Annotated in this window: 13 protein-coding genes and 1 riboswitch; of the genes, 7 read left to right on the forward strand and 6 right to left on the reverse strand. The window is 58.6% G+C overall.

The window, feature by feature from the left end; translation table 11 throughout:
- From thiS to dnaK, 5 genes are all read right to left on the reverse strand, one after another.
- Nucleotides 1-195: a sulfur carrier protein ThiS gene (thiS, locus tag AC2FNC_RS12310; protein WP_496715475.1), complete on the reverse strand. Its 195-nt coding sequence runs from the start codon at nucleotides 193-195 to the stop codon at nucleotides 1-3.
- Complete coding sequence (locus AC2FNC_RS12315; protein ID WP_496715477.1) at nucleotides 179-1,156, reverse strand: FAD-dependent oxidoreductase; 978 nt, start codon at nucleotides 1,154-1,156, stop codon at nucleotides 179-181. Before AC2FNC_RS12315 ends, thiS begins: the two co-directional genes overlap by 17 nt.
- Complete coding sequence (gene thiD, locus AC2FNC_RS12320) at nucleotides 1,153-1,956, reverse strand: bifunctional hydroxymethylpyrimidine kinase/phosphomethylpyrimidine kinase (RefSeq protein WP_480518182.1); 804 nt, start codon at nucleotides 1,954-1,956, stop codon at nucleotides 1,153-1,155. The genes AC2FNC_RS12315 and thiD overlap by 4 nt, the downstream gene beginning before the upstream one ends.
- A 44-nt stretch (nucleotides 1,957-2,000) precedes the next feature.
- Nucleotides 2,001-2,105: riboswitch (TPP riboswitch) on the reverse strand.
- A 241-nt stretch (nucleotides 2,106-2,346) separates the two neighbouring features.
- Nucleotides 2,347-3,492: a molecular chaperone DnaJ gene (dnaJ, locus tag AC2FNC_RS12325; protein ID WP_480474359.1), complete on the reverse strand. Its 1,146-nt coding sequence runs from the start codon at nucleotides 3,490-3,492 to the stop codon at nucleotides 2,347-2,349.
- Nucleotides 3,493-3,566: 74 nt separating this feature from the next.
- Complete coding sequence (gene dnaK, locus AC2FNC_RS12330; RefSeq protein ID WP_480474360.1) at nucleotides 3,567-5,474, reverse strand: molecular chaperone DnaK; 1,908 nt, start codon at nucleotides 5,472-5,474, stop codon at nucleotides 3,567-3,569.
- A 212-nt stretch (nucleotides 5,475-5,686) separates the two neighbouring features.
- On the opposite strand from dnaK, the gene AC2FNC_RS12335 reads away from it, so the two are divergent.
- Nucleotides 5,687-6,289 carry an alpha-ketoglutarate-dependent dioxygenase AlkB family protein gene (locus AC2FNC_RS12335; RefSeq protein WP_496715479.1) on the forward strand — a complete coding sequence of 201 codons (603 nt, stop codon included), beginning with the start codon at nucleotides 5,687-5,689 and terminating at the stop codon, nucleotides 6,287-6,289.
- Here AC2FNC_RS12335 and AC2FNC_RS12340 read toward each other — a convergent pair.
- The gene (locus tag AC2FNC_RS12340) at nucleotides 6,286-7,110 is read right to left on the reverse strand and encodes an ABC transporter permease (RefSeq protein WP_480482477.1); all 825 of its coding nucleotides are present in this window, start codon (nucleotides 7,108-7,110) and stop codon (nucleotides 6,286-6,288) included. The genes AC2FNC_RS12335 and AC2FNC_RS12340 overlap by 4 nt on opposite strands.
- 122 nt (nucleotides 7,111-7,232) lie before the next feature.
- Here AC2FNC_RS12340 and cysQ point away from each other — a divergent pair, with 122 nt between their 5' ends.
- The 6 genes from cysQ (at nucleotide 7,233) to AC2FNC_RS12370 (ending at nucleotide 13,805) form a co-directional block, all read left to right on the forward strand.
- Complete coding sequence (gene cysQ, locus AC2FNC_RS12345) at nucleotides 7,233-8,030, forward strand: 3'(2'),5'-bisphosphate nucleotidase CysQ (protein ID WP_496715481.1); 798 nt, start codon at nucleotides 7,233-7,235, stop codon at nucleotides 8,028-8,030.
- A complete protein-coding gene (locus AC2FNC_RS12350) occupies nucleotides 8,030-8,830 on the forward strand; it encodes a 3-deoxy-manno-octulosonate cytidylyltransferase family protein (protein ID WP_267364430.1) in 801 nt (266 codons plus the stop codon). Before cysQ ends, AC2FNC_RS12350 begins: the two co-directional genes overlap by 1 nt.
- A gap of 71 nt (nucleotides 8,831-8,901) precedes the next feature.
- Complete coding sequence (galE, locus tag AC2FNC_RS12355) at nucleotides 8,902-9,885, forward strand: UDP-glucose 4-epimerase GalE (RefSeq protein WP_480518192.1); 984 nt, start codon at nucleotides 8,902-8,904, stop codon at nucleotides 9,883-9,885.
- Between the two features lie 7 nt (nucleotides 9,886-9,892).
- Nucleotides 9,893-10,936, forward strand: a complete 1,044-nt coding sequence (locus tag AC2FNC_RS12360; RefSeq protein WP_480554321.1) for a glycosyltransferase family 2 protein — start codon at nucleotides 9,893-9,895, stop codon at nucleotides 10,934-10,936.
- Nucleotides 10,937-11,121: 185 nt separating this feature from the next.
- Nucleotides 11,122-12,108 carry a glycosyltransferase family 2 protein gene (locus tag AC2FNC_RS12365; RefSeq protein WP_480518263.1) on the forward strand — a complete coding sequence of 329 codons (987 nt, stop codon included), beginning with the start codon at nucleotides 11,122-11,124 and terminating at the stop codon, nucleotides 12,106-12,108.
- Complete coding sequence (locus AC2FNC_RS12370; RefSeq protein ID WP_480554320.1) at nucleotides 12,105-13,805, forward strand: DUF5927 domain-containing protein; 1,701 nt, start codon at nucleotides 12,105-12,107, stop codon at nucleotides 13,803-13,805. Before AC2FNC_RS12365 ends, AC2FNC_RS12370 begins: the two co-directional genes overlap by 4 nt.
- The last annotated feature ends 2 nt before the right edge of the window (nucleotides 13,806-13,807 follow it).

A 13,807-nucleotide genomic window follows, 5' to 3' on the forward strand; every position in this document is an offset into this window, starting at 1 on the left:
TCAGCCCCCCTGCATCGGCGCGACAACTTCGATCCGGTCGCCATCGGTCAGTTTGTGCACAATGCGCAGGCTTGACGGCACGAAATCTTCGTTCACTGCGGTGGCCACACGGCCCGAGAAGCCGCATTCCAGCAACAGATCCGACAGGGTTTCAGCGCGCACGTCCCGCGTCTCGCCGTTAAGCACGATCTTCATCGACCATCTCCGAATGTGTGTTGTCCAATGCCAGATCAGCGACACCCCGCGCCAATGCAGGGGCCAGCAGATAGCCATGGCGATACAGCCCATTGGCATAGATTGTCCGACCCAAGCGCCGGATACGCGGCAGGTTGTCCGGAAAAGCGGGGCGCAGGTCGACACCGATCTCCAGCACCTCGGCCTCGCCAAAGGCCGGGTTCACGGCATAGGCCGCGCTGAGCAGTTCCAGCATCGAGCGGGCGGTGATGCGGCTGCTGTCCTCGGATTCGATCATGGTTGCACCCAGCATGTAGACGCCGTCCCCGCGCGGAACGATGTAGAGCGGCATCCGCGGATGCAACAGCCGCACCGGGCGCGAAACGTTCACATCGGGGCAGCGGAGAACCAGCATTTCACCCTTCACGCCGCGTAGGTCATGCAGATATTCGCGCGCGTGCAGGCCCCGGCAGTCAATGGCGTTGTCCAGTTGCGCCGGAGCCAGCTTTCGGTGGAATTCCACGCCTGCGCCTTGCAGGTGACGATGCAGATCGCGCAATGCCTGGCGAGGATTAAGGTGCGCTTCGTTTTCAAAATACAGAGCTTTGCTAAACTTGCTCAGATCAGGCTCTAATTTGATTATTTTCGCGCGATCAAACTCGCTGAACCCTTCGGTCCTGCGTGCAAACCGACGCAGGTCGGGCAGGTCACGTGCGTTGGCAACAACAAGGGTTCCACTTCTGTTTACCTGCGTTCGCTGCACCCACCATTCGATGGCTTCCTGCCCCAGCCGCAGAACCGGTTCTTCCGCATTTTCATATTCACACCAAGGCGCCAGCATCCCACCGGCCCACCAGGAACACCCATGCGGGCCGGGCGGGCCGCCCGGATCAAAAACCTGCACCCTTGCGCCGCGTGACACAAGCTCACTGGCCACGGCCAGACCCGCAACGCCTGCACCTATGACCGACCAGAGCGTCACGCGGGCCAGATCCGATGGAAGTGGTGCACAGGGCCGTGCCCGGCACCAATCTTCAGCTCATCCGCCCGCGCGATGGCCCCTTGGAGATAATCATGCGCCTGCGCGACCGCATCCCTCAGCGGCAGGCCCCTGGCCAGTCCGGCGGCGATCGATGACGACAGGGTGCATCCGGTTCCGTGGGTGTTCTTCGTGTTCTGACGCGGGGCCTGAAACGCGGCCACGATACCTGAGGGGTCGACCAGCAGATCGTGGCAGACATCGCCGGACCCATGCCCGCCCTTCATCAAAACCGCACCTGCGCCCAGATCACACAGGGCCTGGCCTTGTGCGGCCATCTCGTCCGGTGATTGCGCCGGTGTCGCATCCAGCAAACACGCCGCTTCGGGCAGATTGGGTGTCAGCACAGTCGCTGCTGGCACCATCACTTCGCGCAGCGTCCGGACCGCTTCCTGCGCCAGCAAGGCATCTCCGGATTTTGCGATCATGACGGGATCAAGAATTATGGGGCCCTTGAACGTTTCCAGACCTCGAGCCACTGCGTGAATGATCTCTGGCGTGGCAAGCATACCGATCTTAATGGCCTTCACGTCCAGATCACTCAGCACCGCGTCGATTTGAGCAGCAATGACATCCAGAGGAACCCCATGCACCGCAGTGACGGCTTGCGTGTTCTGCGCTGTAATGGCGGTAATGACGCTTGCGCCGAATACACCCAACGCGGACATCGCTTTCAGATCGGCCTGAATCCCGGCGCCTCCGCCACTGTCAGACCCAGCAATGGTCAGGGCAATTGCCGCCATTTCGTCGCTCCATCTTTTTTGGGCAACGAGGTAAGGAAAACGTCTGTGTTCATAAGACCGTTCCCTACGCCGGAATTGCCCGGATCAGGTTCGATGGGTTAGCGCGGCTGCGCCTCTCAGCCCTGATACGGGCACCCCAACGGTTGTCGTGGACAATTTCAGGGTCGACGGTCGGAATCAAGACCCAATTTGGCAAATGCATTGCCACTTTTGGTCATCTGATAAGGCCAATTGAGTGTCTTTAGGGAGTGTTTTGCGAGGCTCTGCCTCGCGCTCCGGGATATTTAGAGCCAGATGAATAACGGATCCCTGCTTCATCTGGCTGGAAATATCCCGGGGGAGGCGCCCGGAACGGGCGGCGGGGGCAGAGCCCCCGGGTAACCCTGGTTGTCAGCTTTTCATACCGTCCCAGAAGGATTTGACGGATGAGAAAAAGCTTTTTGATTCCGGGTGGTTGTCTTCGCCCAGGTCATCAAACTCGCGCAGAAGTTCTTTCTGGCGGGTGGTCAAGTTGACCGGGGTTTCAACCGCCAGTTCGATGAACATGTCGCCAACACCGCCGCCGCGCAATGCGGGCATGCCTTTGCCGCGAAGACGCATTTGCCGACCCGACTGGCTGCCAGCCGGGATCTGCACCCGCCCACGCCCGCCATCGATTGTCGGAACCTCGATCGATCCGCCCAGCGCGGCCTTGGCCATGCTGACCGGTACACGGCAATAAAGGTTTACGCTGTCGCGTTCGAACAACTTGTGATCAGACACTTCCACAAAGATGTAGAGGTCGCCCGGAGGGCCACCACGCATTCCGGCCTCGCCTTCACCCGCCAGTCGAATACGGGTGCCGGTTTCGACACCGGCAGGGATGTTGACCGACAAAGCGCGATCTTTTTCGACGCGGCCTGCACCCTTACAGGATTTGCAGGGGTTCTTGATGATCTGACCCAGACCCGAACAGGTGGGGCAAGTTCGTTCGACCGTAAAGAAGCCCTGTTGCGCCCGCACCTTACCCATACCGGAACAGGTGGGGCAGGTTGTCGGCTCGACCCCGCCTTCTGCACCGGTTCCTTCGCAGGAGGAACAAGCCACGGCTGTAGGTACATTGATGGTTTTCTGCTGGCCCGAGAACGCCTCTTCCAGCGATACACGCAGGTTATAGCGCAGGTCCGAGCCGCGCGCGGCGCGTCGGCCGCCACCACCACGTTGCCCGCCCATGAAATCGCCGAACAGGTCGTCGAATACATCCGAGAACGCGCTGGAGAAATCGCCCTGCCCAAAGCCGCCGCCAGGCCGACCACCGCCGCCCATGCCGTTTTCAAATGCGGCATGGCCAAAGCGATCATAGGCCGCCTTTTTATCGGCATCGCGCAGCACGTCATAAGCCTCGTTGGCTTCCTTGAACTGCGCCTCGGCATCCGGGTTGTCCTTGTTGCGGTCCGGATGCAACTCTTTGGCTTTCGTGCGAAAACCTTTCTTGATCTCATCCGCCGAAGCGCCCTTGGACACACCGAGCACTTCGTAATAGTCGCGTTTTGACATCAGTATTTCCTTCTGCCTCAACGTAAATAGGCCGGCCCGGCATCCGGACCGGCCCACATTGGCCCGGTTACCCGTTAGTTACGCTTTTCGTCGTCCAGATCTTCAAACTCGGCATCGACGATATCGTCATCACCATGTGCGGCATCCGCTGCGACAGGCTCGTCCTCGGCCTCTTCGGACTGCGCCTTGTAGATGGCCTCACCCAGCTTCATCGCTGCTTCGGTGACATTCTGGATGCCAGACTTGATCTTGTCGGCATTGTTGGTTTCCAGCTCGTCCTTGAGTGCGGCGATGGCCAGTTCGATGGCTTCGATCGTGGTCGGGTCGACTTTATCGGCATGCTCTTCCATCGACTTTTCGGTCGAGTGGATGAGACTTTCCGCCTGGTTCTTGGCGTCGACTAGCTCGCGGCGTTCCTTGTCGGCTTCCGCGTTCTCTTCGGCGTCCTTTACCATCTTTTCGATGTCTTCGTCGGACAGACCGCCCGATGCCTGGATGGTGATCTTCTGTTCTTTGCCGGTGCCTTTGTCCTTGGCCGAAACCGAGACAATGCCGTTGGCGTCGATGTCGAAGGTCACCTCGATCTGGGGCATGCCGCGCGGTGCGGGCGGGATGTCTTCGAGGTTGAACTGACCCAGGATCTTGTTGTCCGCAGCCATTTCACGTTCGCCCTGGAACACGCGGATGGTCACGGCGTTCTGGTTGTCCTCGGCAGTCGAGAAGACCTGAGACTTTTTCGTCGGGATCGTGGTGTTGCGGTCGATCAGGCGAGTGAACACGCCACCCAGCGTCTCGATGCCCAGCGACAGCGGGGTCACGTCCAGCAGAACCACGTCCTTGACGTCGCCCTGAAGAACACCGGCCTGAATGGCGGCGCCCATGGCAACCACTTCGTCCGGGTTCACACCCTTGTGCGGCTCTTTGCCGAAGAACTTGGTGACTTCTTCGATCACTTTCGGCATCCGGGTCATACCACCGACCAGAACAACTTCGTCCACGTCAGCAGCCGACAGACCGGCGTCTTTCAGAGCAGCCTGGCACGGTTTCATCGACTTCTTGATCAGGTCGCCGACCAGAGATTCCAGCTTGGCACGGGTCAGTTTCATGACCATGTGCAGCGGCTGACCGTTCGAACCCATCGAGATGAACGGCTGGTTGATTTCGGTCTGCGAGGTCGAGCTGAGTTCGATCTTGGCTTTTTCCGCGGCTTCTTTCAGACGCTGAAGGGCCATCTTGTCAGCAGACAGATCGACACCGTGTTCCTTTTTGAACTCATCCGCCAGGTAGTTGACGATGCGCATGTCAAAGTCTTCACCACCCAGGAAGGTGTCACCGTTGGTCGATTTGACCTCGAACAGGCCGTCGTCGATTTCCAGAATGGTCACGTCGAAGGTACCGCCACCAAGGTCATAAACCGCGATGGTTTGGGTTTCCTGCTTGTCCAGACCGTAGGCCAGCGCGGCAGCTGTCGGTTCGTTGATGATCCGCAGCACTTCCAGACCGGCGATTTTACCGGCGTCTTTGGTGGCCTGACGCTGTGCGTCGTTGAAGTATGCCGGAACGGTGATGACCGCCTGCGTGACTTCCTCACCCAGATAGCTTTCCGCGGTTTCCTTCATCTTACCCAGAGTGAAGGCCGAAATCTGGCTTGGGGAGTATTTTTCACCGCGGGCCTGAACCCATGCGTCGCCATTGCCACCATCAACGATGGTATAAGGCACCATCTTCTTGTCTTTTTCGACTTCGGCATCATCCACACGACGACCGATCAGACGCTTGACGCCAAAGATCGTGTTGTCGGGGTTGGTGACCGCCTGACGCTTTGCAGGCTGACCGACCAGCCGCTCATCTTCAGTGAAGGCGACGATCGAGGGCGTGGTCCGCGCCCCTTCGGCGTTTTCGATAACCTTCGGCTGCGAACCGTCCATGATGGCCACGCACGAGTTTGTGGTCCCGAGGTCAATCCCGATTACTTTTCCCATTTTTGCAATCCCTTTCTCTTCAAGGCGATGTCTCGACGGCAGGACCCGTTACGGCATCCCGTCCCCGATCTGATGTGCGCGACAGCACTACCATCGCGCGTCCCGGCGTATATAAGGGCGAGACCAGAGGCCTGCAAGCACCGTAGAACGCAGGTTTTAGGGATTCTGATGCCTTTTTTGGCAAGGAATTGGAAAGGATTGGGGTTTCCGGAATGGCGCGATTGGTTTTGCGGGGGTTCGATATCAGGAAAGGCTATCTTGATCCTGCGGCCCAGTCGCGGGTGATCGCGGATTTGCGCCCGATTCTGAAAGCTGCGCCCCTGTTCCGGCCTGTTACCCCCTCAGGCAAGGAGATGTCGGTTCGGATGACCTCGGCTGGCGATCTGGGTTGGGTGACCGACAAGGCCGGGTACCGGTATCAGGATCAGCACCCCAAAGGTGGTGCCTGGCCGGAAATCCCCGCCGCCATTCTGGATATCTGGCGCGATCTGGTCAGCACCGAGCAGGCCCCAGATTGCTGTTTGGTCAACTATTACGGGGAAGGTGCAAAAATGGGCTTGCATCAGGACAAGGACGAGGCCGATTTTTCATGGCCCGTCCTGTCGGTTTCGCTGGGCGATGATGCCTTGTTTCGGATCGGCAACACGACGCGCGGCGGCAAGACCGAGGCGATCTGGCTGAGTTCGGGGGATGTTGTTGTTATGGGCGGTCCGGCGCGGCTGGCATATCACGGTGTGGATCGGATCAGGTTCGGATCCTCGCGCCTGCTGCCCAAAGGCGGGCGCATCAACCTTACGCTGCGGGTGGCGCGCTAGCGGCGCGCATTCCAGCTTTTTGAGACGTGCTGACGGGTGAAGAATTCGCCCATAAGACCGATCATCAACAGGGCGATTCCGACCCAGGCCGCGTATTCCCAGCTTGTGTTTCTTGGATAATAGTTGCGGAACACGAACCCGCGGGTCTGGTCGATGATGTGAAACAGCGGGTTCCAGGCAAACATCATCAAAAGCCCGCCACCCAGTGCGTTCGCAATAAACATCTTACCGGAAAACACCATGTTCAGCCGCCGGTAAATATTGGTCAGCATCGAAACGGTCGTCGGGGCCCACGGTTTCAGTGCCATGAACACAAGCCCCACCGCGCAGCCGGTAAACCAGGCCAGCACCAACATTGCAAAGGCGCCGCCAGGGTTCTGCACCTCAAGCGGAGCAACAGCGACACTGTAGACGAACAGGATGATGAACATGGCCAGCAGAAACTTGTAGAAAGTGCTGAAGGCCGCAGCGAGAATCGTGACCATTACGTTCATCGGCGAATGCAGCATCATCGGGTTATTGGATGACCCAACCCCGGAAATCGCGCCGATCGACTGTATGTGCAGCATGAACGGGAACACGCCTGACAGGACATACAGCAGAAATTCGCCCCTGATCCTGGCGACCCCGCCCCGGCCCATCAGCGACATGAGCAGATAGAACGTGACCATCATCACCAGCAATTGCACGACGTTAAGCATAATCGCGATCACCGCATTCGGATGCTGCGCGCGCACGTTCCGCACCACCGCGTGGAACACCAGTTCCGCAGTCGTCAGTGCACCGCCCAGCAGCGTTTGATTGCGCTTGTAATAGAACACTAAAAGGGTCTTTCCTGCCTCGTCGTCCCTAACCTGGCATGAATATCTTGCCGTTCGGTAACCGTCGCATCATAAGTCGGTCACGAGTTTGGATCAACAAACCACAGGAACGGAGCATTTTTGTGACCTACGACGCGCTTATTCCCGTCATCCGGCGTCTGGCCCTTGAGGCTGGCGACAGGATCATGGAAATCTATGAGGCAGACGATTTCGACGTCAAAGTCAAATCAGACTCCAGCCCTGTGACCGAAGCGGATGAGGCAGCCGATGCGCTGATTTCAGCCGGGTTGCGTCAGGCATTCCCCGATATCCTGCTGATCACCGAAGAACAGGCCGCCTCGCATTCCGAAAAGGGGGACACCTTTTTGATTGTCGATCCGCTGGATGGCACCAAGGAATTCATCAACCGCCGTGGCGATTTCACCGTCAACATCGCACTTGTCGAGAACGGAACGCCGACACGGGGCGTGGTCTATGCCCCGGCGCGGGGTCGCATGTTCTATACGCAGCCCGATGGTCAGGCGGTCGAGGAAACGGGCGCGTTTGACAAGGATGCACCCGGCACCCTGACCCCAATAGCAGTCTCTAACCCGGACAATTCCGCGCTTTTGGTCGTGGCGTCAAAGTCGCACCGGGATCAGGCCACCGAGGATTACATCAACAAGTATCAGGTCAGGGACAGCAAAAGCGCGGGATCGTCTCTCAAGTTCTGTCTGGTTGCGACGGGCGAGGCGGATCTTTATCCGCGGGTCGGGCGCACGATGGAGTGGGACACGGCGGCAGGGCACGCGGTACTGGCCGGGGCCGGAGGCCGGGTTGTGCGGTTTGACGATCACGCGCCGCTTCTCTATGGCAAAGAGGGCTATGCGAACCCGTTTTTTATCGCGTACGCTCCGGGTGTTAAGCTGAAGGAGGCCTGATGTCAGTTCTGATCGCCATCCCCGCCCGCTATGCCTCGACCCGCTATCCGGGCAAGCCTTTGGTGCCGCTGACCGGCGCGACCGGCGTTTCGATGACACTGATCGAACGGTCCTGGCGAGCAGCCACTTCTGTCGCGGGCGTGGACCGGGTTGTGGTCGCAACCGATGATGACCGCATCCGCGAGCTGTCCGAAGGCTTTGGCGCCGAGGTGGTGATGACCTCGGAAAACTGCCAGAACGGCACCGAACGCTGCGCTGAGGCCCACAAGGTTCTGGGCAGCGGGTATGACATCGTGGTCAACCTTCAGGGCGATGCACCCCTGACACCGCATTGGTTTGTCGAGGACCTGATCACAGGGCTGCGCGCGGCACCCGACGCTGGCGTGGCCACACCCGTCCTGCGTTGCGACGGGGATGCTTTGAACAGCCTGCTGAATGACCGCAAACATGGCCGTGTTGGCGGAACAACCGCCGTGTTTGGGCGCGACAACAGCGCGATGTATTTCTCGAAAGAGGTCGTGCCTTTCACCTCGGAGACCTATGGCGGGGATGAACCCACGCCGGTGTTTCACCATGTCGGCGTCTATGCCTATCGGCCTGATGCGTTGGCGGCCTATCCGGGCTGGCCAACAGGCCCTCTGGAAAAGCTGGAAGGTCTTGAACAGCTCAGGTTCATGGAAAATGGCCGCAAGGTTCTGTGCGTCGAGGTTGACGCCAAGGGCCGTCAGTTCTGGGAGCTGAACAACCCGCAGGACGTGCCCAAGATCGAAGAGATGATGGCTGCGATGGGGCTGGAGTAGCCGGTTTTGCCCATGACGCCCCGCGGTTCCCATATCTCGATGACAGGCAATCTGGATCCAAAGGACGTTTCATGAAACCAATCCTCGTGACCGGTGGTGCCGGATATATCGGGTCGCATGCCTGCAAGGCGCTTGCGCAGGCGGGCTATGTTCCCGTGGCCTATGACAATCTGGTCACCGGCTGGCAGGATGCAGTGAAATACGGTCCGTTTGAACAGGGCGACCTGTTGGACCGGGCACGCCTGGACGAGGTATTTGCCAAGCATAAGCCGGTTGCGGTGATGCATTTTGCGGCGCTCAGCCAGGTGGGCGACGCGATGCGGCAGCCCGGGTTGTACTGGTCGAACAATGTCACCGGATCGTTGACGCTGATCGAGGCTGCGGTTGCGGCGGGCTGTCTGGATTTCGTGTTCTCATCCACATGCGCCACTTACGGCGAGCATGACAATGTGGTGCTGGACGAGGCAACCGCCCAACACCCGCTAAATGCCTATGGTGCATCGAAGCGCGCAATCGAGGATATCCTGAGGGACTTCGAAGCGGCCCATGGGCTGCGCCATGTCATTTTCCGGTATTTCAACGTTGCCGGCGCCGATCCCGAAGGCGAAGTGGGCGAGTTTCACCGGCCTGAAACCCATCTAATCCCCCTGATGCTGGATGCGATTGACGGCAAGCGCGAGGGTTTGACCGTTTTTGGCACCGATTACGATACGCCCGACGGCACATGTATCCGCGATTATGTCCATGTCTGTGATCTGGTCGACGCGCATGTTCTGGGGCTGGGTTGGCTGGAGCAGGGTAAAGAAAGCCGTGTTTTCAATCTGGGCACCGGCTCGGGGTTTTCCGTGCTTGAGGTGATCGAGCATTCCAAGTCCGTCACCAACCGCCCGGTGCCGTATTCGGTCGGTGCCCGTCGGGCGGGCGATTGCACCAAGCTGGTTTCCGGCTCTGTCCGCGCCCAAACCGAACTGGGATGGAAGCCGAAAAGGTCAACGTTAGAGACGATGATTGCGGATGCCTGGCGCTGGCATCAGAACGGCCACTACGAGAAATGAGGCCCCGGTGACGTCCAATACGGTTCAGACACTCCCTGATATCGGTTGGCGACAGGAATACCGGTTGCGCTGGAAACGGCGACGCCTTCTTTGGCGCTCGATGCGCAGCCGACATCAACTGACCTGCCTGAAAGATCAGACAAGCAGGATACGGGGCAACGACATTCTGGCCTTTACCACCTTGCGGAATGAAATCACCCGCCTGCCCTGGTTCTTCCGTCACTATCGCCAGCTGGGCGTGAACCATTTTCTGATCGTCGACAACGGCAGCGATGACGGCTCGGCTGAATACCTGCAAGGGCAACCGGATGTTTCCCTTTGGCAGACCCGGTCCAGCTATCGCGGATCACGCTTTGGGCTGGACTGGCTGAGCTGGCTACAGATGCGATACGGCCATGGCCACTGGTGCCTGATGGTCGACGCGGATGAGCTGCTGGTTTATGCCCGGCACGACCGCCAATCTCTGCATGAGCTCACAGAATGGCTGGACCGGCAGGGGCGGGCCGGGTTTGGCGCTTTGATGCTGGATCTGTATCCAAAGGGGCCGTTGGGCGACCAAACCTATGACCCGGAAACGGATCCGATCAAGGTGCTGAACTGGTTTGACGCAGGCCCGTATCGTGCGCAGCGGCAAAGCCCGATGGGAAACCTGTGGGTTCAGGGCGGCGCACGCGAGCGGGTGTTTTTTGCCCAAGCGCAGCAGCGATCCCCGACGCTGAACAAGATCCCGCTCATGCGGTGGTCGCGGCGCTATGCCTATGTAAACTCGTGCCATTCCGCCCTGCCCCGTCGTCTGAACGCAGAGTATGACGGGCCGGGCGGCGACACCCCGTCCGGCGTGCTGCTGCACACGAAATTTCTACCGGACATTATTGAAAAATCCAAAACTGAAATGCTGCGCCGCCAGCATTTTCATGACCCGAACCAGTTCGGCGCGTATTACGATCAGATACTCAATCAACCAGACATGTGGACCCCGCAATCGGTGCGCTATACCGGCTGGTCGCAGTTGCTGGAAATGGGGCTGATGCGCGACGGCGGCTGGCGTTGAAAACAAATCGAGGGGGATCAACGGCACCTTTACCATTTCCGGGGTTTAAAAAAGTTGCCTCAGAAGAGGTAGAAGTGGCATAAACCCACAATGTCCTGTCGCACCAGCGGTCACGGCAGGTTCGGGGAAAGCTCGCGTCATAATAAAGGTTGGGCAGTCGCGTGAGCCTGTTTGATTCATACAAGATGAGATTGCGGCGCAAGCGCCGTATTCTGCGCTGCCTCAGACGTCGGCGCGAACTTAAGCCCGCCAGCACCAACACGTCTGCCATCCGCCGTGACGATATCCTGTTGATGAGCGTTGTGCGAAACGAGAAAATTCGCCTGCCCTACTTTCTGGAATATTACCGCAAACTGGGCATCGACCATTTTCTGTTCATCGACAATGACAGCGATGACGGCAGTTTCGAATTCCTGAAAGAGCAGGCCGATGTATCGGTCTGGCGGACAACAAGCAGCTACAAACGTGCAAGCTATGGTCTTGACTGGTCGAATTACCTATTGCGCAAATACGCGCATGGACATTGGGTTCTGAGCGTCGACCCGGATGAGTTTTTTATCTACCCCTTCTGCGACACCCGCCCGATCCGCGCCTTGACAGACTGGCTGGACGGAAGCGCCGTGCGCAGCTTTGGCACCATGCTGATCGACATGTATCCCGAAGGGCCTGTCGATGCCGAAACCTATCGCGAGGGGCAGGATCCCTTTGAAATCGCACGGTGGTTCGATCCGGGGAATTACACGATCACCAAGAACCCCGATTACAAGAACCTGTGGATTCAGGGGGGCGCGCGGGCGCGGGTGTTCTTTCGCGACAAGCCATCCAAAGCCCCGGCACTGAACAAGATCCCGCTGGTCAAATGGGATCGGCGGTATGTCTATGTCAGCTCGACCCACTCGCTTTTGCCGCGCGGGCTGAATCAGGTTTACGACGAATGGGGTGGGGAAAAGGCCAGCGGTTCGTTGCTTCATGCCAAGCTGATCGACACCCTTGGCGACAAGGCATGCGAAGAATTGCAGCGCAGCCAGCACTATAGCGGTTCGGGCGAATACAAGGCCTATGCCGCACAGCTTGAAGACAAGCCCGTATTCTGGTGCGAATGGTCTGAGGCTTATATCAACTGGCGGCAGCTTGAGATTCTGGGCCTGATGTCAAAAGGAAACTGGGCATGAGCGGTCTGGGCATCGTCATGCTGGTTCATACCTCGCTGGACCGGGCCGAACAGGTCGCGCGCCATTGGACCGCTGCCGGATGCCCGGTTGTGATCCATGTGGATCGCAAGGTGCCCGGTGAAGAATTTGCGCGATGCGTCGCGTCCTGTTCCGACAACCCCCGGATCGCATTTTCTGACCGGCATCAATGCGACTGGGGCGGGTGGGGCATCGTTGCTGCTTCACAAAGCGCGTCCGAACTGATGCTGGAGCGGTTTCCGGAAACGCGCCACATATTCCTGTCGTCGGGGGCCTGCCTGCCGCTGCGCCCGGTTCAGGAGCTGATCGATTACCTGGCCGACCGGCCTCGTGTCGATTTCATCGAAAGCGCGACAACGTCTGATGTCAGCTGGACAATCGGCGGGTTGGATCATGAGAGGTTTACGCTACGGTTCCCGTTTTCCTGGCGAAAACAGCGCGGATTGTTCGACGCATATGTAAAGCTTCAGCGCGCGGTCGGGTTTCGCAGGAAAATCCCCGACGGTCTGGTCCCGCATATGGGCAGCCAGTGGTGGTGCCTGACCCGTCAAACACTGTCTGCCATTCTGCAGGACCCCAAGCGCAAACAATATGACAGCTACTTCCGCCATGTGTGGATTCCGGATGAAAGCTATTTCCAGACATTGGCGCGGCTGTATTCCACACATATCGAGAGCCGATCCCTGACCCTGTCCAAGTTTGACTATCAGGGCCGCCCGCACATTTTCTACGACGATCATCTGCAATTGCTGCGGCGATCAGACTGTTTTGTTGCCCGCAAGATCTGGCCCCGTGCGGAACGGCTGTATCAGGCGTTTCTGACCGATCAGGCCAGTGCGATGAAACCGGCAGAACCCAATCCCGGCAAGATTGACCGCGTGTTTTCCAAGGCGGTCGAGCGGCGGACACGGGGGCGTGACGGGCTTTACATGCAAAGCCGGTTTCCCCGGCACGGCAGTGAAAACGGCCTTACCTCGTCACCCTATTCCGTATTTCAGGGCTTTTCCGAACTGTTTGAAGATTTCGAAGATTGGCTGGCCGCGGCCACTGGCACACGCGTGCACGGGCATCTGTTTGGACCCGAGCGTGCGGAATTTGCAAAGGGTGAAACCATCACAAACGGTGCGCTTAGCGATTGTGCTTTGCTGCGCGATTACAATCCGACGGCCTTTCTGTCGAATCTGATCTGGAACACACGCGGCGAACGCCAGTGTTTCCAGTTCAGCCCCCGCGACACGCAGGACATCAATTGGTTTCTGGCGCGGGACAAGAATGCGCAAATCTCGGTCATCACCGGGGCCTGGGCGATTCCGCTATTCCGGTCGAACCTGAATTTTTCGGATATCCGGTGCGAGGCCGCGCGTCTGCAACAGATCGAAACCAAACAGCTTGAGGTACTGACCTCGGTCTGGACCAAAGCGCGGATGCGCAGCTGGTCTCTGGCCGATTTCATTGAAGCACCGATGGAGCCCTTGCAGACAATCCTGGACGAGATTGGCGCGCATCAGGCCAGCCACCTGACCGAAGTGCCCACCATGGTCGATCTGTCCGGGTTCGGGAAGTTCCTGCAAAACCTCAAGAACCAGGGAATGCACCCTTACCTGATGGGCGATTTTCCTTCGGACGATGTGTTCGGCCGTCAGACGAAACCCTATCGCAAACCCTATCTGGTGCAGTAATC

The sequence above is a fragment of the Ruegeria sp. BHSA123 genome (assembly GCF_059613425.1).